Below are 19,872 nucleotides of genomic sequence, written 5' to 3'. Positions count from 1 at the left end.
CGATAGTTTGGACACACTTTCGGAGGACGGCGCGGCATTATACATGCATCGCCCTACTCCAAAGAGGGCTATCTCGACAGGTTGAGACCCCATGACAGGCGAATTCAACATTCCTTCGCTGGCCCAGTTGATCCCGGCGGGCAGCCGCCCGGCCGTCCTCGCCGGCGAGTTGCTGAAACTGACGCCGCCACTGGAAGGACTGATCGCCCCCGGACAGAGTGCCAAGGCCGACGTGCTGTCGCTGAAGCAGACCGACCAGACCTTCCAACTGCTGCTCAAGCTGACCACCGACAACGGTCGCCAGACCACCGTGCAGGCCACCAGCAACCAGCCGCTGCCCCAGGGCGCCCAACTGACCGTGACCCAACCCTCGGCCGGCAACCTGGCGATTACCGTGCAACAGGCGCTCAGCGCCAGTGCCGCCGCCCTGACCCGCCTGGACACCACGCAACTGCCGCTCGGCACCCTGCTGCAAGGCAAGGTCCTGACCAGCCAGGCACTGCCGCAGGCGCCCGGGCAACCCCCGGTCTACCGCTCGCTGGTCAGCCTGCTCAACACCGCCCTGAGCGGCACCACGCTGACCCTCGACAGTCCGCAACCGCTGCGCATCGGCAGCCTCCTGAGCGCCCTGGTCGAAGGCGCGCAGAGCCTGACGTTCGTGCAACTGGGCGGGCGCCAGGACCAATTGGCCGTGACCCAGCAGCTACTGGCCCAGCAAGGTCGCCAGGGCTCGCTGGACAGCCTGGTCAATACGCTGCAGAACCTGCCGCAGGGCAACGACCTGCCCGCCGGGTTGCGCAACGCCATCGCCACGTTGCTTGGCGACCTGCCCGACATCAGCCAGTTGAGCAACCCCAAGGCCCTGGCCCAGTTGCTGCAGAACAGCGGCCTGTTCCTCGAGGCCAGGCTGCTGCTGGGCCAGAACCCGGCGATGGTGCCCGACCTCAAGGGCAACCTGCTGCGCCTGATCGCGCAGATCATGCCAGAGCTGCCGGACGGCGCCGCCAGCAACCCGGGCGCTTCCGCCGCCGTGCTCGCCCAGGCCATGCCGGGGTTTGTCCGCAGCGCCCTGGGCGCACTCGGCCAGGTCGGCGGCAAGCCCCAGCCGATCAGTTTCCCACTGCCCTCGCGACTGCTGCAGAGCCTGGCCGGCGAAGGCGACCTGGAGAACCTGCTGCGCCTTGCCGCGGCAGCCGTCTCACGGCTGCAGAGCCACCAGCTGTCGAGCCTGGAACAGACCGGCCGGACCGCCGACGGCAACCTGCAGACCACCTGGCAACTGGAAATCCCCATGCGCAACCTGCAGGACATCGTGCCCTTGCAGGTCAAGATCCAGCGCGAAGAAAAGGAAGAACGGGAATCGACCGAGAAACCCGAGCAACGTGAACAGAAAGCCCCGCTGTGGCGGGTGGAGCTGGCCTTCGACCTCGACCCGCTGGGTCCGCTGCATGTCCAGGCACAACTGCTGAGCGGCAGCCTGTCCGGCCATCTCTGGGCCGAACGCGAACAAACCGCCAGCCTGATCGAAAGCCAGCTGGACGCCCTGCGCGAGCGCCTGCTCGACTCGGGACTCAACGTTGGCGAACTCGATTGCCACCGGGGCACACCACCGCAAGGCAATCAAACCCGACTGGAACAACGCTGGGTCGACGAAACCGCATGAGAAACCCGAACACCCCACGCCAGGCCATCGCCCTCAAGTACGACGGCCAACAGGCCCCGACCCTGACCGCCAAGGGCGATGAGGAACTGGCCGAAGCCATCCTCAAGCTGGCCCGCGACTACGAAGTGCCGATCTACGAGAACGCCGAACTGGTGAAACTGCTGGCGCGCATGGAACTGGGCGACAGCATTCCCGAGGAGTTGTACCGGACCATCGCCGTGATCATCGCCTTCGCCTGGAACCTCAAGGGCCAGGTGCCCCAGGGCTTCGAGCCACTGCCGGAGCCCATCGAAAAGGACGTGACCGACCGCGGTGACGATTATTGAGTGACGGGGTCGGTAACAGCACCGACCGATATCGGCTGTTCGCTCAAGCGTCTTTTACGCCCAGGAACGTAGTACAAATCTGTCAGCGATGACCGTCGCTACTGAAGGCCAAGTAAACCCTACGTCGTAGGGCACCTCCTGATTGTCCCCGCCCCGTTGAGACATCGGCTCACGCCTGCCTAGAGTGGCCTGCGCAAGGACGTTCACGCTCCTGCGCGCTCACTCAAGGAGCCCCCATGCCCCGGCAAAGCGACCTGCGCTTCACATTCGTCCCTCAGCAGGGCGACGTCCTCGAAGTGGTCTCGTTCGAATTGGAGGAGGGCCTGTCCCGCCCCTTTGCACTGACGCTGGAACTGGTCAGTCGCGACCCGGCCATCGACTTCAATCGCATCCTGGATCTGCCGGCCTTGTTCACCATTTGGCGCCACGACACCGCGGTCCGCCATGTGCACGGCCTGGTCAGCCTGTTCGAGCAGGGCGATACCGGCTTTCGTCGTACCCGCTACAAGGCCGTGGTCGAACCGACGCTGGCCCGTGCCGCACTGCGTTCGAACTGGCGAATCTTCCAAGGCCGGACCGCCCCGCAAATCATCACCGAAATACTTGAGACCCAGCCACGGACCGAGCTGCATATCCATACATACCTGGATCATCAGTCCCGCGAATATTGCGTGCAAGCCGGCGAAACCGACCTCGATTTCATTACCCGCCTCGCCGCCGAGGAAGGCCTGGTCTATACCTTCGAGCACAGGAGCGACGGCCACTGCCTGCTCTTCGCCTGCCGGATCGATTCCCTGGGCTACATCGACACGCCTGAAAACCGCCAGGTGCCTTACCAACCCATGGGCGGCGGCGATTCCAGCGAACCGGCCCTGCGGGGTTTCCGCTACACCGAGCAGGTGCGTAGCGCCCGACAGGTACAGCGCGACTATACCTTCAAGCACCCACGCTACAACCTCCAGCACGAGGCTGACGACGGCCCCGCGCTGAAAAACCAGCACAAGGACTATGAACGCTACGATTACCCGGGCCGCTACAAGCGCGATGCCGCCGGCAAACCCTTCACCGCGAACCGCCTGGCGGCCTTGCGCAACGATGCGCGCCTGGCCCACCTCGAAGGCGACGACGCACGCCTGCAACCGGGGCTGGCCTTCAGGCTCGACGACCATCCGCGCGATGACCTGAACGGCAAGTGGCGCAGCATCGCCCTGACCCACACCGGCAGCCAGCACTGCAGCCTGGAGGAGGAAGCCGGCGACAGCCAGCACGGTACCCGTTACCGCCTCGAGGGCAGCGCAACCCTTCGAAACGATGGGTACGATGGGTGGAAAGCGTCGCTGCCCGCCAAGCCGCGCATCGATGGCCCACAGGTCGCCACCGTGGTCGGCCCGCCGGGCGAAGAGATCTACTGCGACGAATGGGGTAGGGTCAAGGTTCGATTTCCCTGGGACCGCTCCGACCGCGCCGATGACCACAGTTCCTGCTGGATTCGCGTTTCCCAGGGTTGGGCCGGCTCGACCTGGGGCGCGATGGCGATTCCGCGGGTAGGCCAGGAGCTGATCATCAGCTATCTCGACGGCGATCCCGATCAACCCATCGCCACCGGTCGAACCTACCATGTCACCCAGCGGCCGCCCTATGAACTGCCCAGGTACAAGGCGCGCATGACCATCAAGAGCCGAACCCACAAGGGCCAGGGCTTCAATGAACTGCGTTTCGAGGATGAGCAGGGACAACAGGAGGTGTTCATCCATGCCGAGAAAGACAAGAACGTCCACGTCAAGAACGACAACACCACCTTCGTGGGCAATGACCGTAGTGAAAAGGTCGGCAACGATGAACGGATCGACATCGGCCATGATCGCCACGAACGGGTAGGTCACGATGAGCGAATCGATATTGTCCAGGACCAGCATCTGGAGGTGGGTCGTGATCGAATCCAGGCATTCGCTCGCGATCATCGAAGCCAGGTCGGCAGGGACCGTATCGAGGACGTTGGCAATGATCGTCACGATCGGATCGCGGCGGACCACCACAGCCAGACGGCCGGAAGTGCAGCACACCACATAGGCCGCCACTACCGGCTACGTGCCGGGCAAAGCATCAAGCAGGACACGGCGCTGTTCGAGGTGGCCGCAGGTCAGCGAATCGTGCTGAAGGCACCGGGGGGCAGCATCACCCTCGATGCCCAGGGCATCACCCTTGATGGGCTGGCGATCAACATCAGGGGGCCGCTTTCGGAGCAGCCAGTCGGCAGCGGCAATCCCTTGGGTAGCCTGCTCTCACCCGCCGATAAGGACTCGGACTCGGAGGAAGAATTCCTGGGTCGCTATACCCTGCTGAAAAACGATCAGCGAGCCTTCGCCGGCTACCGTTATTCCATCGTCCAGGGCTCTACCGTGCTGGTCGAGGGCCTCACCGGCGCCTCGGGTGAAACCGACTGGACCACCTCTGCCACCAGCCAGTCGGTACAGGCGCACAAGGCAATCATGCGTGAGGACCAGCAGATCAGCGAAAACTGGCGCCCCAGGATCTCGACCATGGACGACCCACCCCTTCCCCCCGAGTCCGGCGAAATGTTCCCGGATGATTTTCTCGACCAACAGATCGGGGAGTTCGACTGATGCCAGGTCCCGTCGCCCCCGTGGCCGCCAGCGCACTGATTGCAGCCGCCTATCGCGCCTACCGTGGCTACCAGGCCGGGCACGCCGCCAACAGTGCCGCCGACATGGCCAGCCTCGCCAGGGACATAGTCGATCACCAGAACCGCATCAAGCAGGTTTTGCGTGAAGCCCTCGAAGCCATGAGCCGTGAAATCGAGATCAAGAGCTCGACCCTTGCCGTGGTGGATCGCGGCGGCAACAGCACCGTCTCCCGGAGAGGCGACGAAAACCTGATCTTCAAGGAGTACATCGAGCGCAAGGTGCCCTTTCGCCCGGTCATCAGCCAGGTGTGCAACGCCGCCCTGCAGATGCCGATCAAGGTGCCGCGTCGCCTGCGCAAGAAGATCGCGGGCGAGCTGGTCGACACCACCATCGAAATCGCCCTCAAGCAGACCACCGCCTCGCTACTGTTCGAGGCCGTGGACGAAGTGCTGGACTGGCGCAGCCCGCTCAAGGCCGAACCCAATTACAACAAGAACAGCAGCAAGGCCTTGCTGGGCGATCCACCTACCCGTCCCAAGCGCTTCGGCAAGGTATTCCCCTTCTGGCCGCGCCCCTGGGAAAGCCTCGCCCCGGACCTGGTGGTCGTCGAGTACCGCCAGGAGCCGTTCGAAACCGAGAACGTGTTTGCTGCCGTGGAAATCAAGTTTCCGCGTGACTGGGCCAAGCAGCAACAGATGAAACAGTATGTGCGCCTCATGATGCCGAAAACGGGCATCAACCGGGAAAAGATCGGCAAGGAGAAAGTGGCGCTGCTGCGGGTGCCAGAAGATTGCGTTGGCCTGGAAACAGATAACAAGAAGCCGAACAGACGCGAAGACAACGGCAGAAGGAGATAAGCATGAGCACCACTCATGAAGTGTTTACTGAAAAAAGCCTTGAAGGATTTGTAACGCTGCTCAAGGAATGGCCGAACTCTGCCTGGGGCAATGTTGACGCGGAATATAGTGTCAGCCCCTTCATCAGTTTCTACTTCCCGGCCGACATGGAAAACCATGCCGAAATCTCTTTGCGGATGGTGGACATTCACGAAGAATTCGAGCAACTGATCGGAGCCCCCTACACCATCGCCATAGACTCGGAGGCAGCACGCCCCTATCGGTATCCCAGACGCCGGCCAGATCTGCGCGCTCAGGCCAGAAGAACCTCGTCATCCGACTATTTTGTTTTCTCTTTCACCGACGAAGAAAACCACGCCACTTCGCCAACACACGCGGGTTACTTCTGGCGCAGTTGGATTGAGACAGATGATGACCTGAAAACGGCCTACTCCTCCATCGTGTTCTACTACCGCTGGCAATGGTGGCTGGACAACCGCGACGCCTGGCGCCGCTTCGTGCTCAAGACCATCGACCTGCTCGGTGCCCACCAGGTCTACAGCGGCTTCGCCATGGCCAACCCGCTCGAATTCGGCACCCGCGGAGCGGTCAGCGCCTGGGAGCGCTCACTGACGCCACATTTCTACGGCCTGGATATTGAATATGCCTACAGCATGGACGATGAATTGCTCAAGGGCATCCGCCCGCCAACCTGGGCCTTCCTGCTCTCCGACCACTGGCGTGAAAAGCTCGACCTGACCCGCGAGCAGGTTCGTGAAGCACTCGATCACCCCGGTATCGGCATCACCGAACTGCGCAGCGGCCAGTGGATCGAACTGGGCGAGCAACCAGAGCTCTATCCTGCCAAGAGCGGCGTTCCCAAACTGCCCCGGATACTGAACCAACTGCTCAAGCCGATCCGTAACGACGACCTCGGGCTGCTGGGCTTCGGCCAATGGGACGGCGACCCCAACGAGCGCTTCACCGATGCCGACAGCCGCCGCTGGCTAGCTCGTTTCGATGCCGACAGTGACTGGCCGACACCCACCACGCGCTGGCTGCCCTTTCATCCATTGCCTTCGGACCCGGTGCCCGCCAAGCGGCTACCCAGCGCGGCTTCCGGCACACCTTGCCTGCAGGATGGCTGGTGGTTCGTCGCGCATCGACCGTATTCCCGACAGGCGTTCAAACAGGGCGAAACACTGCCGGCCCTGCCAGCAGAGTCGGGTGACGAACAGGTGATTTGGCAACTGGATACGGATCAGACGCCGTCACGCCATGCCAGCAGTGGCGAACCGGCCCCGCGCGAAGGGCGCTGGGAACTGGAGAGCGACCCGTACACGGAATGCACACGCCAGTTGAACGCCCCGTTGCCCTATCACGAATACCGGGCCGTCCGCTGGCGCTGGACCGAAGGGGGCACACGGGCGCGTAGCGGCGAACTCTGCCCGTGGCCGGGAACCTGGACCTGCGAATACCGGCCCGGGAACGACCAGTACCTTGAGTACAAGGACCCGATGCCAACGATCGACGGCGACAAGGTCCTCTGGGTCTGGGTGGATCTGAAAAACATCATTACCTGACAGTAACTGTCGAAGCCTGACCGCCCTCAAGCAAACGCCCCCGAAGCCTGCGCACCAAGGGACGTAGTCTGCTGGAATCTCTACCAGGCCGGCATCATTGCGAAAGGTCCGTGCATCGACACCGAGACCGTTCAAGTATGAGATAACCAGCCCCGAGCTCTCAGTGTTTTGCGCAGCATAACGCTCGGGATGGTTTGATACGACGATGACTCCTTGCCGATTGGCGATATGCCCGGCGGCGGCGACTCGCCCCTTCTCGGCGGACGAATGGATCACCGTATTGGGGAAACAGGGACTGTTGCCCACCTCAGCGATCACCCACTCATTTCTATCGGTAAAGATGTACTTGTGTGCAAGAGCGGGCTTGCAGAGAAAGGCCAAGACTATTTCGCAAAACGATTCAAACCTATCCAAAACGGATCATGGCATCCGCAGTGACACTGGGTAATCAGGCGTGATCAAAACAATCTCGCGCCCACGCGCGAGCGTGGGAGCGATCGACAGCGGGAGTCGAATCCATCAACCGCGATGCAGCTTGCTCATCAGCTCGGCCTCGGCCTGGGTCAGGCCACAAGCCTGGGTCAGCTCATCGACGCTGGCCCCCATGCCAACCAGCCGGGCGGCCTGGGCGAAGGACAGGGTCGAAGGGTCGCGCTGCTCCAGCTGGGCCAGCTTGTCCGGCAGGGGCGCAACCACCGCACGCAGCTCGTGCAGATCCTCGCCCATGCGGACCGTGCCGTTCTGGAAGTTGTCGACCCGGCGGGCCAGCTCCCTGATGCGCTGGTCCCGCAGCGCATCGCCCTCGGCCTGCTGTGCGGCGATCTTCTGCTGGTTGCGCACATGGACCACGAACATCCCCGCCGTCCCGATCCACAACAGGAACAGCAGGATGACTACGACCTCAAGAATCAATCAGATGCTCTCCAGCTCGGACCATTCTTCTTCAGTCATCATCTTGTCCAGCTCGACCAGGATCAGCAGCTCGCCGTTCTTGTTGCAGACGCCCTGGATGAACTTGGCCGACTCTTCGTTGCCGACGTTCGGTGCAGTCTCGACTTCCGACTGACGCAGGTAGACCACTTCCGCCACGCTATCGACCATGATCCCGACCACTTGCTTGTCGGCCTCGATGATGACGATACGGGTATTGTCGTTGACTTCGGTCGGCATCAGGCCGAAACGCTGGCGGGTGTCGATCACGGTGACGACGTTGCCGCGCAGGTTGATGATGCCCAGCACGTAGCTCGGCGCACCCGGTACCGGGGCGATCTCGGTATAGCGCAGGACTTCCTGGACCCGCATCACGTTGATGCCGTAGGACTCATTGTCCAGCTTGAACGTCACCCACTGCAGGATTGGATCATCGGAACCCTGTGAAGACGCTGACTTATTCATACCCCTGCCCCTCGATTACCGTTGATACGGTGTGTGTGCTGTCTGACGGCCTGGCGCACTGGGCGCCCTGACGCTGTTATTTATGACGTTTTGTTCAACTGCATGTTCTTGACCGCACCACTGGCGATCAACTCGGCCAGTTCGGAAACGTCGAGCAACGCGCACATGTGCTCGATGACCGTCCCTGCCAGCCATGGCCGCTGCCCACGCTGGGTGCGCCATTTGATCTCGTTGGGGTCCAGGCGCAGCGAGCGGCTGACCTGATGCACGGCCAGCCCCCACTCGTAGCCCTGGACCGAAATCACGTATTGCAGCCCCTGGCGGAAGTCGTCGCGATAGCGATCGGGCATCACCCAGCGGGCGGTATCCAGCACCTTCAGGTTCCCGGCCTGGCTCGGCAGGATGCCAAGGAACCATTCCGGTTGCCCGAACAGTGGCGTCAGCTCCTGGCCGGCCAGCGAATAGATCGACCCGAGGCAGACCAGCGGCACCGCCAGGGTCAGCCCGGCGACGTCGAACAACAGGCACTCGAACGGCTCCGCCGCCCACTGCGGGCGCGTATCGCCTTCGACCGGCGGCGGCGGTGTGCTGTCGGCGGGAGGCAGGTGCACCTCGACCACCGGCTCCACCAGTACGGCCGCCACCGGCTCGGCCACGGGGACTTCGACCCTGGCCAGCGGAACCTCAAGCAAGGCCACAGGTGCGGGCGCCGATGCGCTCGCAACAGCCAATGCCTGCGCGGCCAGCGCGTCACGCGCCTGCTCCTCCAGCACCGCGGCCTGGAATTCATCCAGCTCGCTGACCGGCTCGGGCTCGACCGGCAGCGCAATCTCCAGCGCCGGCTCGACCGCCAGCTCCACCGGCAGTTCTTCGGTCGCCTCCTGCAGCAAGGCATCCAGATAGGACTGCAGTGCCAGCTGCGGACGGGTAGTGATGTCGACGGGACGGATCATCTGAACGCCCATGAAATGGTCCCGCTACAGTGTTCTGTAGGAGTTATCGGCTGAAACGGCAGGTGACTTGAATGCAACACGTCAGGCCACCTGCGGTACGAGCTGCTGGGCCAGCAGATGTTTGAGCAAGGCACGGTAGGCCAGCACGCCCCGGCTCTTGCCGTCGAACTGTGAGGGCGTGACCCCCGCCCGGCTGGCATCGCGCAAACGGGTGTCGACCGGGATGTAGCCTTGCCAGATCGCATCGGGAAACTTGTCGCGCAATACCCGCAGGGTGCCCATGGACGCCTGGGTACGACGGTCGAACAGGGTCGGCACGATGGTGAACGGCAAAGCCTGCCGGCGTGAGCGGTTGATCATCGCCAAGGTATTGACCATGCGCTCCAGCCCCTTGACCGCCAGGTGCTCGGTCTGCACCGGCACCACCAGCTGCTGGCTGGCCGCCAGGGCGTTGACCATCAGCACGCCGAGCAATGGAGGGCTGTCGATCACCGCATAGTCGAAGTCCTGCCACAGCTGCGCCAGGCTCTTGGCAATCACCAGGCCCAGGCCGCTCTGGCCTGGCGAAAGGCGCTCGAGAGTCGCCAGCGCGGTGCTCGACGGCAACAGCGAAATACGTTCGTCACTGGTCGACAGCAGCAATTGACCCGGCAGGCCTTCGGGAACCTGGCCCTTGTGCTGGAACAGATCGAAGTTGCTGTGCTCCAGGGTGTCCGGATCGTAGCCGAAGTAGCTGGTCATCGACCCGTGCGGGTCGAGGTCGACGACGACCACACGCTTGCCCGCCTCAGCCAGCAGACCGGCTAGAGCGATGGAGGAAGTGGTCTTACCGACGCCACCTTTTTGATTGGCTACTGCCCAGACTCTCATTCAGTGTGTTCCTCCCGGCAAAATGTCAGGCCTGCCGAGAAATAGCGCTAAGTTATAGAGCAGGTGCCGGAGATTTGACGGAGTTCTCGCGTACCGCTTGCTTTACCGCTGGCGGTGCAGTTTGTGTGCCAGCCCGCTTCAATGCCGCATCGGGTGTTGCATTGGCAGTGCCGGTACCGGTCAGGCTGCGCCGTACATCGAGGTTGCGCGAGACCACCAGCACCACCCGGCGATTGCGTGCGCGGCCTTCGGCCGTGGCGTTGTTGGCCACCGGCTGGAACTCGCCGTAGCCGACTGACGCCATGCGCTGCGGGTTGACCCCTTCCATCGCCATCATGCGCACGATACTCGACGAACGCGCCGAGGACAGCTCCCAGTTGGTCGGGTACTGCGCCGTACGAATCGGCTGGTCATCGGTAAAGCCTTCGACATGGATCGGGTTGTCGAACGGCTTCAGGATCTTCGCCACCTTGGCGATGATGTCGAACGCCTTGTCGCTGGGCAAGGCATCGCCGCTGCCGAACAACAGGCCGGAGTTGAGCTCGATCTCGACCCACAGTTCGTTGCCGCGCACGGTCATCTGGTTGGAGCTGATCAGGTCGCCGAACGCCGCGCTGATATCGTCGGCGATGCTCTTGAGCGGGTCGGCCGCGCCCTGCCCGAAGGCCGCGTCGGTTTGCTCGGCGTCCTTGATCAACGGATCGGCCGGCTTGACCGTCACCGGCCGCTCGTCACCGATGGGGATCGGCTTGAGGCTGCGGTCGGCATCGGTAAACACACCGACCAGCGCCTGGGAGATAACCTTGTACTTGCCTTCGTTGATCGACGAGATCGAGTACATGACCACGAAGAACGCGAACAACAGCGTGATGAAGTCGGCATAGGAAACCAGCCAACGCTCATGGTTCACGTGCTCTTCATGGTGACGACGCCTGGCCATGTCTACTCCATCAATCCATGAAGCCCTGGAGCTTCAATTCGATGGAGCGCGGGTTCTCGCCTTCGGCAATCGACAGGATGCCTTCGAGCAGCATTTCGCGATAACGCGACTGGCGCACGGCGATCGACTTCAGCTTGCTGGCGATCGGCAACAGCACCAGGTTGGCACTGGCCACGCCGTAGATGGTGGCGACGAAGGCCACGGCGATACCGTTACCCAACTGCGACGGGTCACCCAGATTGCCCATGACGTGGATCAGGCCCATCACCGCACCGATGATACCGATGGTCGGCGCATAGCCCCCCATGCTCTCGAAGACCTTGGCGGCCTCGATGTCACGGCTCTCCTGGGTGAAGAAGTCCACTTCGAGAATACTGCGGATGGCTTCCGGCTCGGCGCCGTCGACCAGCAGTTGCAGGCCCTTGCGCGAGTAACTGTCGGGCTCGGTGTCGGCCACGCCTTCCAGGCCCAGCAGGCCTTCCTTGCGCGCGGTCAGGCTCCAGTTGACCACCCGGTCGATCCCCCCGGCGAGGTCGACCCGCGGCGGGAAGAAAATCCAGCCGAGAATCTGGATGGCGCGCTTGAAGGCACTCATCGGCGACTGCAGCAGGGCCGCGCCGATGGTCCCGCCGAGCACGATCAGCGCCGCCGGGCCGTTGGCCAGGGCACCGACATGGCCGCCTTCGAGGAAATTGCCGCCGATAATGGCGACAAACGCCATGATGATGCCGATGAGGCTCAACACATCCATCAGAGACAGGCCTCGACCAGGTGCTTGCCGATATCGTCCAGGCTGTACACGGCGTCGGCCAGGTCAGCCTTGACGATCGCCATCGGCATGCCATAGATCACACAGCTCGCCTCATCCTGGGCCCAGACCGCACTGCCGCCCTGCTTGAGCAGGCGCGCGCCTTCGCGACCGTCGGCGCCCATGCCGGTCAGCACCACCGCCAGAACTTTGTCACCGTAGGACTTGGCCGCGGAACCGAAGGTGATATCCACGCAGGGTTTGTAGTTCAGGCGCTCGTCACCCGGCAGGATTTTCACCGCGCCACGGGCGTCGACCATCATCTGCTTGCCCCCCGGGGCCAGCAGCGCCAGGCCCGGACGCAGGATGTCGCCATCCTCGGCTTCCTTGACGCTGATCCGGCACAACTTGTCCAGGCGCTCGGCAAAGGCCTTGGTGAACGCGGCCGGCATGTGCTGGATCAGCACGATCGGTGCCGGGAAGTTCGCCGGCAGTTGGGTCAGCACGCGCTGCAGGGCCACCGGACCGCCTGTCGAGGTGCCGATCGCCACCAGCTTGTAGGCCTTGCGTTTCGGCGTGCCGGACGTCGTTGCGGCCGCTGCCGGCGCACGGCTGGGCGGCGGCGGCACACTGCGGGTTGGAGCGGGTGCCGGGGCATGGCTGCTGGAAAAGCTGCTGGTGCCGGACGGCGCGCTCGGTGCCGCCGTGGGGTGCGGTGCCGGGGCGCTGTAGCTGCTGAAGCGACGGTTGCTGCGCGAGATGCTGTGAACCTTCTCGCACAGCAGTTGCTTGACCTTCTCGGGGTTGCGCGAGATGTCCTCGAAATTCTTCGGCAGGAAATCCACGGCCCCGGCATCCAGCGCGTCGAGGGTGACGCGGGCGCCTTCGTGGGTCAGGGAGGAAAACATCAACACCGGAGTCGGGCAGCGCTGCATGATGTGCCGCACTGCGGTGATGCCATCCATCATCGGCATCTCGTAGTCCATGGTGATCACGTCCGGCTTGAGCGCCAGCGCCTGATCAATGGCTTCCTTGCCGTTGGTCGCCGTACCGACGACCTGGATGCTCGTATCCGCCGAAAGAATTTCCGAGACGCGGCGGCGGAAAAAACCCGAGTCATCCACCACCAGGACCTTGACTACCATAAACACTCCGTTAGGCGCGGCGGCGGGCTCATGCCCTACCGCCGTGCCAGAATCAAATACGCCGTGCCGCGTAACGCTTGAGCATGCTCGGCACATCGAGAATCAGTGCGATGCGACCGTCACCGGTGATGGTGGCGCCCGACATGCCCGGGGTTCCCTGAAGCATCTTGCCCAGCGGCTTGATTACCACTTCCTCCTGGCCGACCAATTGATCGACGACAAAGCCGATGCGTTGGGTGCCAACGGAAAGGATCACCACGTGGCCCTCGCGCTGCTCTTCATGAGCTGCGGAACTGACCAGCCAGCGCTTGAGATAGAACAGCGGCAACGCCTTGTCCCGCACGATCACCACCTCCTGGCCGTCGACCACGTTGGTACGCGACAGGTCGAGGTGGAAGATCTCGTTGACGTTGACCAACGGGAAGGCGAAGGCCTGGTTGCCGAGCATGACCATCAGGGTCGGCATGATCGCCAGGGTCAGCGGGACCTTGATGACGATCTTCGAGCCCTTGCCCTTGGTCGAGTAGATATTGATGGTGCCGTTGAGCTGGGCGATCTTGGTCTTCACCACGTCCATGCCGACGCCACGGCCGGACACGTCGGAGATCTCGGTCTTGGTCGAGAAACCCGGGGCGAAGATCAGGTTGAAGCAGTCGGTCTCGCTCAGGCGATCCGCCGCATCCTTGTCCATCAGGCCCTTCTTCACGGCGATGCTGCGCAGCACGTCGGCGTCCATGCCCTTGCCGTCATCGGAGATCGACAGCAGGATGTGGTCGCCTTCCTGTTCGGCCGACAGGACCACACGGCCACTGCGCGGCTTGCCCATCGCCTCGCGGTCGGCCGGCTCTTCGATACCGTGGTCGACCGAGTTGCGCACCAAGTGGACCAGCGGGTCGGCCAGTGCCTCGACGAGGTTCTTGTCGAGGTCGGTTTCCTCACCCACCAGTTCCAGATTGATCTCTTTCTTCAACTGCCGGGCCAGGTCGCGAACCAGGCGCGGGAAGCGGCCGAAGACTTTCTTGATCGGCTGCATGCGGGTCTTCATCACCGCGGTCTGCAGGTCGGCAGTCACCACGTCGAGGTTGGACACCGCCTTGGACATGGCTTCGTCGCCGCTGTTCAGGCCCAGGCGGACCAGGCGGTTACGCACCAGCACCAGTTCGCCGACCATGTTCATGATCTCGTCCAGGCGCGCGGTATCGACCCGCACGGTGGTTTCCGCTTCGCTGGCCGCTGGCTTGTCGCCAGCGCCTCCCGCGGCTGGCGCTGGCGCGCGGGCCGGAGCCGGTGCAGCAGGCGCCGACGCGGCGGCCGGAGCTGGCGCCGCCTTGGCAGCTGGCGCGGGTGTTGCGGCAGCGGCGGCTGGCGCCTTGGCCGCCGGTGCGGCGGCCGGAGCGGCGGCAGCAGGCTTGGCCGCCACGGGAGCAGCGGCGGTCGCCGTCGCTGCCACGTCGGTGAACTTGCCCTTGCCATGCAGTTCGTCGAGCAGGGATTCGAATTCCTGGTCGGTGATCAGGTCACTGCCGGAGGCTCCTGTCACTTCCGCAGCCTGGGCGGCGGCAGCTGCAGTATCGATGCCTTCGACCTTGAAGGTCCCCTTGCCGTGCAACTGATCGAGCAGGGCTTCAAATTCGTCGTCGGTAATGTCGCCATTGTCAGGCTGTTCGGCGGCGGCATCGCCAGCCGGTGCCTGGGCCGAAGCGGCTACGGCATCGGGCGCGAACTGGCCCTTGCCGTGCAGCTGGTCGAGCAGCGACTCGAACTCGGCATCGGTAATTTCATCGCTCTCGGCCTCGCCTTCGGCGGCTGGCGCAGGCGCCTCGGCACCCCCGAGCGAGTCGAGCAACTGTTCGAATTCATTGTCGGTAATATCACCGGACGGGGTTTCAGCCACAGGCTCGACCACCGGTTCCGGCTCGGGCTCAGGTGCGGCAACCTCGGCCACCGGCGCCGGCGCGGATTCGGCTCCGGCGGGCTCGGCCAGGCGCGACAGGGCTGCCAGCAGCTCCGGCGTCGCCGGGGTGATCGCGCTGCGCTCACGGACCTGGCCAAACATGCCGTTGACCGCGTCGAGCGCTTCCAGGACCACGTCCATCAGCTCGGCGTCAACGCGACGCTCACCCTTGCGCAGGATGTCGAACACGTTCTCGGCGATGTGACAGCACTCCACCAGCTCGTTGAGCTGGAGGAAGCCGGCGCCCCCTTTTACAGTGTGAAAACCGCGAAAAATGGCATTGAGCAGGTCAGCATCGTCCGGTCGGCTTTCCAGCTCGACCAGTTGTTCGGACAGTTGCTCAAGAATCTCGCCGGCCTCAACCAGGAAATCCTGAAGGATCTCTTCATCGGCGCCGAAGCTCATGTGTATGGGTGCTCCTAGAATCCAAGGCTGGAAAGCAAATCGTCGACATCGTCCTGGCCGGACACAACGTCTTCACGTTTATCGGCATGAATCTGCGGACCTTCACCCTTTTCCATTTGTTTTTGTGGATCTTTTTGCGCAAGGATCGCTTCACGGTCATGTTCGATGCCGGCAAAGCGATCCACATGGCTGGCCATCAACACCAGCTTGAGCAGGTTGCTCTCGACCTCGGTGACCATCTGCGTGACACGCTTGATCACCTGGCCGGTCAGGTCCTGATAATCCTGGGCCAACAGGATATCGTTGAGTTCGCTCGAAACGGCCTGGGTTTCCTGCTCGCTACGCGTCAGGAAACTGTCGACACGCCGGGCCAGGGCACGGAATTCCTCGGCACCGACCTCGCGCCGCATGAACCGTCCCCAGTCGGCGCTCAGCGCCTTGGCCTCGTCATTCAGGCCATTGATCCGGGGGGTCGCACTCTCCACCAGGTCCATGGTGCGGTTGGCCGCGGCCTCGGTGAGCCTGACCACATAGGACAGGCGCTCGGTGGCATCGGTGATCTGCGAAACTTCCTCGGCCTGCGGCATGGTGGGATCGATCTGGAAATTGACGATCGCACTGTGCAGCTCGCGGGTCAGCTTGCCGACTTCCAGGTACAAGCCGCGGTCACGGGCCTGGTTCAGCTCATGGATCATTTGCACGGCGTCGCCGAAGCGGCCTTTCTCAAGGCTTTCGACCAGCTCACGAGCATGTTTTTTCAGGGTCGATTCAAAATCGCCCAGAGAGGATTCGTAGTGCTCCATAGCGCCCCCGTGGCGGACTTCATCAACCGATGCGTTCGAAGATCTTCTCGATCTTCTCTTTCAACGCCTGGGCCGTGAATGGTTTGACCACATAGCCGTTCACACCGGCCTGTGCGGCCTCGATGATCTGCTCGCGCTTGGCCTCGGCCGTCACCATCAGGACCGGCAGGTGCTTGAGCTTCTCGTCGGCACGTACGTGGCGCAGCAGATCGATGCCGGTCATGCCGGGCATGTTCCAGTCGGTGACCAGAAAGTCGATGCTGCCACTGTTCAGAACCGGAATGGCGGTAGTACCGTCATCGGCCTCGACAGTGTTGGTGAACCCGAGGTCACGCAACAGGTTCTTGATGATCCGCCGCATCGTTGAAAAGTCATCAACGATGAGGATTTTCATGTTCTTGTTCAATTCGACCTCCAAGCAGTCTTAAACGCGTTTCAGCACCTGGACGCGCTGTTAAATCAATTCGGCACAACACTCGACAAGGCTCTGTACCCTACTGCATGGAAACCACAACCGGCCGAGCCGCCGATACACCGTCACACGCTGCATCGGTCTCGTTCGCAGTGTCCCCACACACTGCCCCGTCAACGCGCTCGCCACTCTCCCAAACGCCCCCGCAAACGGGCTGCGCACTGGCTATGCAACTGGCTGACCCGTGACTCGCTGACCCCCAGGACCTCACCGATTTCCTTGAGGTTCAGCTCCTCGTCGTAGTACAGCGACAACACCAGCCGCTCACGCTCCGGCAAATTGGCAATCGCGTCCGCCAGTGCGGCCTGGAAGCGCTCATCCTCCAGATCGCGCGACGGTTCGAGATGAGCGCTCGCGCCATCCTCATGCAACCCTTCATGCTCGCCGTCCTGCAACAGGTCGTCGAAACTGAACAGGCGGCTGCCCAAGGTATCGTTCAAAATCCCGTAATAATCATCGAGACTCAACTGGAGTTCGGCTGCAACTTCATGATCTTTAGCGTCGCGACCGGTTTTCGCTTCAATTGCCCGGATTGCGTCGCTGACCATGCGGGTGTTGCGGTGTACCGAACGGGGTGCCCAGTCGCCCTTGCGGACCTCATCGAGCATCGCGCCACGGATGCGGATACCGGCATAGGTCTCGAAACTCGCACCCTTGCCCGAGTCGTATTTGGTCGAGACTTCGAGCAGGCCGATCATCCCGGCCTGGATCAGATCCTCGACCTGGACACTGGCCGGCAGCCTGGCCAGCAGGTGATAGGCGATACGCTTGACCAGCGGTGCGTAGCGCTCGATCAGTTCATACTGGCTGTCACGCGACGATTTGGAATACATGCGATAGCCACTTGCAGTCATAGCACGGGTCCCGCACTCGTTTGAAGTACCAGACGTTCGACGAAAAATTCCAGGTGCCCACGTGGGTTGGCGGGCAACGGCCAGGTGTCGACCTTCTGCGCGATGGCCTTGAACGCCAGAGCACATTTCGAACGCGGGAATGCCTCGTAGACCGCACGCTGCTTTTGCACGGCCTTGCGAACGCATTCATCGTAGGGAACGGCGCCGACGTATTGTAGGGCCACGTCAAGGAAGCGGTCCGTGACCTTGGTCAACTTGGCGAACAGGTTGCGGCCTTCCTGCGGGCTCTGGGCCATGTTGGCCAGCACGCGAAAACGGTTCATGCCGTAGTCGCGGTTGAGCAGCTTGATCAGCGCATAGGCGTCGGTGATCGAAGTCGGTTCGTCGCAGACCACCAGCAGCACTTCCTGGGCCGCACGCACGAAGCTGACTACCGAGTCACCAATACCCGCGGCGGTGTCGATCACCAGCACGTCGAGGTTGTCGCCGATATCGCTGAATGCCTGGATCAGGCCGGCATGCTGGGCCGGATTCAGGTTGACCATGGTCTGGGTGCCGGACGCCGCCGGCACGATACGGATTCCGCCAGGACCCTGCAGCAGCACATCGCGCAGCTCGCAGCGCCCTTCGATCACATCGGCCAGGGTCCGCTTCGGGGTCAGCCCCAGCAGAACGTCGACATTCGCCAGGCCCAGGTCGGCGTCCAGCAGCATGACGCGCCGGCCCAGCTCGGCCAGGGCCAGGGACAAGTTCACTGACACGTTAGTCTTCCCGACGCCACCCTTGCCGCCGGTCACCGCAATCACCTGTACGGGATGCATGCTACCCATGTTCTCTTCTTACCTTGTCTCGCGTAGACGGAAGGCCACATAACTGGCTGCGCGCTCCCGAAGGAAACTAATGCCTGGCAGACCATCGATGTAGATGCGTTGCAACGTCTTCATGGTTACCTCACCCCACTCGCTTGGAGGGGCTGTGGTAGATGTCAGCGAACATATCGGCCATGGCCTCTTCGCTGGGTTCTTCCTGCATTTGCACGCTGACCGCGCGGCTCACCAACTGGTGGCGACGAGGCAAATGCAGATCGTCCGGGATGCGTGGGCCATCGGTCAGGTAGGCCACCGGCAGTTCATGGCTGATGGCCAGGCTCAACACTTCGCCGAGGCTTGCCGTCTCGTCCAGCTTGGTCAGGATGCATCCGGCCAGGCCACAGCGCTTGTAGCTGTGGTAGGCGGCGGTGAGCACCTGCTTCTGGCTGGTGGTCGCCAGCACCAGGTAATTCTTCGCCTTGATCCCGCGGCCGGCCAGGCTTTCCAGCTGCATGCGCAAGGCCGGGTCACTGGCCTGCAGGCCAGCGGTATCGATCAGCACCACGCGCTTGCGCAGCAGCGGATCGAGGGCCTGGGCCAGGGATTGACCAGGATCGACATGGGTCACCGAGACGTTGAGAATCCGCCCCAGCGTCTTGAGCTGTTCCTGTGCACCGATGCGGAAGCTGTCCATGCTGACCAGTGCAATGTTCTGTGCGCCGTACTTGAGCACGTAGCGCGCGGCCAGCTTGGCCAGCGTGGTGGTCTTGCCCATGCCGGCCGGGCCGACCATGGCAATCACCCCACCCTCTTCGAGCGGTTCGACCTCCGGGGTGACGATCATCCGGGCCAGGTGCGCCAGCAGCATGCGCCAGGCCTGGCGAGGCTCCTGGATATCGGTGATCAGCGCCAGCAGGTCGCGCGACAGCGGACCGGACAGGCCGATGCGCTGCAGGCGCCGCCAGAGGTTGGCCTGCTCCGGCTGGCGACCCTGCAACTGGTTCCAGGCCAGCGAGCCGAGCTGCACTTCCAGCAGTTCACGCAGACCGTTGAGTTCCGAGCGCATCGAGTCGAAGACCCGCTGGTCCACCGCCGGGGCCGCCGCAACCGGGGCCGGGGCAGGACGACGAGGTTCGTCGAAGGTCGGTTCGATCAGTGGCTCGGCCGCGGTCAGCGGCAAGCCGGCGAACAGCTGGCGATTGGTATTGCCATCGTTTTCACCCTCACTGCGCAGGCTCAGCTCGGCCTGGGCGGTGACGATACGCGACTGGGTCTTGCGCAGCTCGTCCTCAAGCTCCATGTTCGGCACCCGTGGTGCCAGGGCCGAGAGCTTGTAGTCCAACGCAGCCGTCAGCTCGACACCGCCAGCGATCCGGCGGTTGCCGATGATGGCCGCGTCCGAGCCCAATTCGTCACGAACCAGCTTCATGGCCTGACGCATATCGGCGGCGAAAAAACGCTTAACTTGCAT

At 62.9% G+C, this 19,872-nt stretch carries 18 protein-coding genes; 5 read left to right on the top strand and 13 right to left on the bottom strand.

Annotated elements, in window-relative coordinates:
- Positions 1-91 precede the first annotated feature (91 nt).
- From fliK to HU752_RS09295, 5 genes are all read left to right on the top strand, one after another.
- Positions 92-1,663, top strand: coding sequence for a flagellar hook-length control protein FliK (fliK, locus tag HU752_RS09315; RefSeq protein ID WP_186677532.1), 1,572 nt, complete (start codon positions 92-94; stop codon positions 1,661-1,663).
- Positions 1,660-1,989, top strand: a complete 330-nt coding sequence (locus HU752_RS09310; RefSeq protein WP_186677534.1) for an EscU/YscU/HrcU family type III secretion system export apparatus switch protein — start codon at positions 1,660-1,662, stop codon at positions 1,987-1,989. The genes fliK and HU752_RS09310 overlap by 4 nt, the downstream gene beginning before the upstream one ends.
- Positions 1,990-2,225: 236 nt before the next feature.
- The gene (locus HU752_RS09305; RefSeq protein ID WP_186677543.1) at positions 2,226-4,613 is read left to right on the top strand and encodes a type VI secretion system Vgr family protein; all 2,388 of its coding nucleotides are present in this window, start codon (positions 2,226-2,228) and stop codon (positions 4,611-4,613) included.
- A complete protein-coding gene (locus HU752_RS09300) occupies positions 4,613-5,491 on the top strand; it encodes a VRR-NUC domain-containing protein (RefSeq protein WP_186677546.1) in 879 nt (292 codons plus the stop codon). The genes HU752_RS09305 and HU752_RS09300 overlap by 1 nt, the downstream gene beginning before the upstream one ends.
- A gap of 2 nt (positions 5,492-5,493) precedes the next feature.
- Positions 5,494-7,053 carry a type VI immunity family protein gene (locus HU752_RS09295; RefSeq protein ID WP_186677548.1) on the top strand — a complete coding sequence of 520 codons (1,560 nt, stop codon included), beginning with the start codon at positions 5,494-5,496 and terminating at the stop codon, positions 7,051-7,053.
- A 519-nt stretch (positions 7,054-7,572) separates the two neighbouring features.
- Here HU752_RS09295 and HU752_RS09290 read toward each other — a convergent pair.
- The 13 genes from HU752_RS09290 to flhF form a co-directional block, all read right to left on the bottom strand.
- On the bottom strand, positions 7,573-7,965 hold the full coding sequence (locus tag HU752_RS09290; protein ID WP_186677550.1) for a DUF2802 domain-containing protein: 393 nt from the start codon (positions 7,963-7,965) through the stop codon (positions 7,573-7,575).
- On the bottom strand, positions 7,966-8,448 hold the full coding sequence (locus HU752_RS09285; protein WP_010449884.1) for a chemotaxis protein CheW: 483 nt from the start codon (positions 8,446-8,448) through the stop codon (positions 7,966-7,968).
- 80 nt (positions 8,449-8,528) lie between these two features.
- Positions 8,529-9,413 (bottom strand): CheW domain-containing protein, encoded by an 885-nt coding sequence (locus HU752_RS09280; RefSeq protein WP_437182337.1) that lies wholly within the window; start codon positions 9,411-9,413, stop codon positions 8,529-8,531.
- 69 nt (positions 9,414-9,482) lie between these two features.
- Positions 9,483-10,271: a ParA family protein gene (locus HU752_RS09275; protein ID WP_186677553.1), complete on the bottom strand. Its 789-nt coding sequence runs from the start codon at positions 10,269-10,271 to the stop codon at positions 9,483-9,485.
- 52 nt (positions 10,272-10,323) lie between these two features.
- A complete protein-coding gene (gene motD / locus HU752_RS09270; protein ID WP_186677556.1) occupies positions 10,324-11,211 on the bottom strand; it encodes a flagellar motor protein MotD in 888 nt (295 codons plus the stop codon).
- Between the two features lie 10 nt (positions 11,212-11,221).
- Positions 11,222-11,962: a flagellar motor protein gene (locus HU752_RS09265; protein ID WP_186677560.1), complete on the bottom strand. Its 741-nt coding sequence runs from the start codon at positions 11,960-11,962 to the stop codon at positions 11,222-11,224.
- Complete coding sequence (locus tag HU752_RS09260) at positions 11,962-13,104, bottom strand: protein-glutamate methylesterase/protein-glutamine glutaminase (protein WP_186677563.1); 1,143 nt, start codon at positions 13,102-13,104, stop codon at positions 11,962-11,964. Before HU752_RS09260 ends, HU752_RS09265 begins: the two co-directional genes overlap by 1 nt.
- 52 nt (positions 13,105-13,156) lie before the next feature.
- Complete coding sequence (locus HU752_RS09255; protein WP_186677566.1) at positions 13,157-15,463, bottom strand: chemotaxis protein CheA; 2,307 nt, start codon at positions 15,461-15,463, stop codon at positions 13,157-13,159.
- A gap of 14 nt (positions 15,464-15,477) precedes the next feature.
- Positions 15,478-16,266, bottom strand: a complete 789-nt coding sequence (locus HU752_RS09250) for a protein phosphatase CheZ (protein ID WP_186677568.1) — start codon at positions 16,264-16,266, stop codon at positions 15,478-15,480.
- Positions 16,267-16,288: 22 nt separating this feature from the next.
- Positions 16,289-16,660, bottom strand: coding sequence for a chemotaxis response regulator CheY (locus HU752_RS09245; protein ID WP_003183998.1), 372 nt, complete (start codon positions 16,658-16,660; stop codon positions 16,289-16,291).
- A 191-nt stretch (positions 16,661-16,851) separates the two neighbouring features.
- Positions 16,852-17,592 (bottom strand): RNA polymerase sigma factor FliA, encoded by a 741-nt coding sequence (fliA, locus tag HU752_RS09240; protein ID WP_054064087.1) that lies wholly within the window; start codon positions 17,590-17,592, stop codon positions 16,852-16,854.
- Positions 17,589-18,422, bottom strand: coding sequence for a flagellar synthesis regulator FleN (fleN, locus tag HU752_RS09235; RefSeq protein WP_186677570.1), 834 nt, complete (start codon positions 18,420-18,422; stop codon positions 17,589-17,591). The genes fliA and fleN overlap by 4 nt, the downstream gene beginning before the upstream one ends.
- Positions 18,423-18,543: 121 nt before the next feature.
- Positions 18,544-19,872, bottom strand: coding sequence for a flagellar biosynthesis GTPase FlhF (flhF, locus tag HU752_RS09230; RefSeq protein ID WP_186677572.1), 1,329 nt, complete (start codon positions 19,870-19,872; stop codon positions 18,544-18,546).

Source organism: Pseudomonas vanderleydeniana, from assembly GCF_014268755.2.
GTDB lineage: Bacteria > Pseudomonadota > Gammaproteobacteria > Pseudomonadales > Pseudomonadaceae > Aquipseudomonas > Aquipseudomonas vanderleydeniana.
Note: the sequence above shows the minus strand (reverse complement) of the source record. Positions and strands in the feature narration are given on the sequence as shown.

Coding starts and splice junctions, on each gene's coding strand:
- motD (WP_186677556.1), bottom strand. CDS start 11,211: ATGGCCAGGCGTCGTCACCATGAAGAGCACGTGAACCATGAGCGTTGG.
- HU752_RS09285 (WP_010449884.1), bottom strand. CDS start 8,448: ATGAATAAGTCAGCGTCTTCACAGGGTTCCGATGATCCAATCCTGCAG.
- HU752_RS09265 (WP_186677560.1), bottom strand. CDS start 11,962: ATGGATGTGTTGAGCCTCATCGGCATCATCATGGCGTTTGTCGCCATT.
- fliA (WP_054064087.1), bottom strand. CDS start 17,592: ATGACTGCAAGTGGCTATCGCATGTATTCCAAATCGTCGCGTGACAGC.
- fliK (WP_186677532.1), top strand. CDS start 92: ATGACAGGCGAATTCAACATTCCTTCGCTGGCCCAGTTGATCCCGGCG.
- flhF (WP_186677572.1), bottom strand. CDS start 19,872: ATGCAAGTTAAGCGTTTTTTCGCCGCCGATATGCGTCAGGCCATGAAG.
- HU752_RS09275 (WP_186677553.1), bottom strand. CDS start 10,271: ATGAGAGTCTGGGCAGTAGCCAATCAAAAAGGTGGCGTCGGTAAGACC.
- fleN (WP_186677570.1), bottom strand. CDS start 18,422: ATGGGTAGCATGCATCCCGTACAGGTGATTGCGGTGACCGGCGGCAAG.
- HU752_RS09280 (WP_437182337.1), bottom strand. CDS start 9,413: ATGGGCGTTCAGATGATCCGTCCCGTCGACATCACTACCCGTCCGCAG.
- HU752_RS09305 (WP_186677543.1), top strand. CDS start 2,226: ATGCCCCGGCAAAGCGACCTGCGCTTCACATTCGTCCCTCAGCAGGGC.
- HU752_RS09260 (WP_186677563.1), bottom strand. CDS start 13,104: ATGGTAGTCAAGGTCCTGGTGGTGGATGACTCGGGTTTTTTCCGCCGC.
- HU752_RS09300 (WP_186677546.1), top strand. CDS start 4,613: ATGCCAGGTCCCGTCGCCCCCGTGGCCGCCAGCGCACTGATTGCAGCC.
- HU752_RS09250 (WP_186677568.1), bottom strand. CDS start 16,266: ATGGAGCACTACGAATCCTCTCTGGGCGATTTTGAATCGACCCTGAAA.
- HU752_RS09255 (WP_186677566.1), bottom strand. CDS start 15,463: ATGAGCTTCGGCGCCGATGAAGAGATCCTTCAGGATTTCCTGGTTGAG.
- HU752_RS09245 (WP_003183998.1), bottom strand. CDS start 16,660: ATGAAAATCCTCATCGTTGATGACTTTTCAACGATGCGGCGGATCATC.
- HU752_RS09295 (WP_186677548.1), top strand. CDS start 5,494: ATGAGCACCACTCATGAAGTGTTTACTGAAAAAAGCCTTGAAGGATTT.
- HU752_RS09310 (WP_186677534.1), top strand. CDS start 1,660: ATGAGAAACCCGAACACCCCACGCCAGGCCATCGCCCTCAAGTACGAC.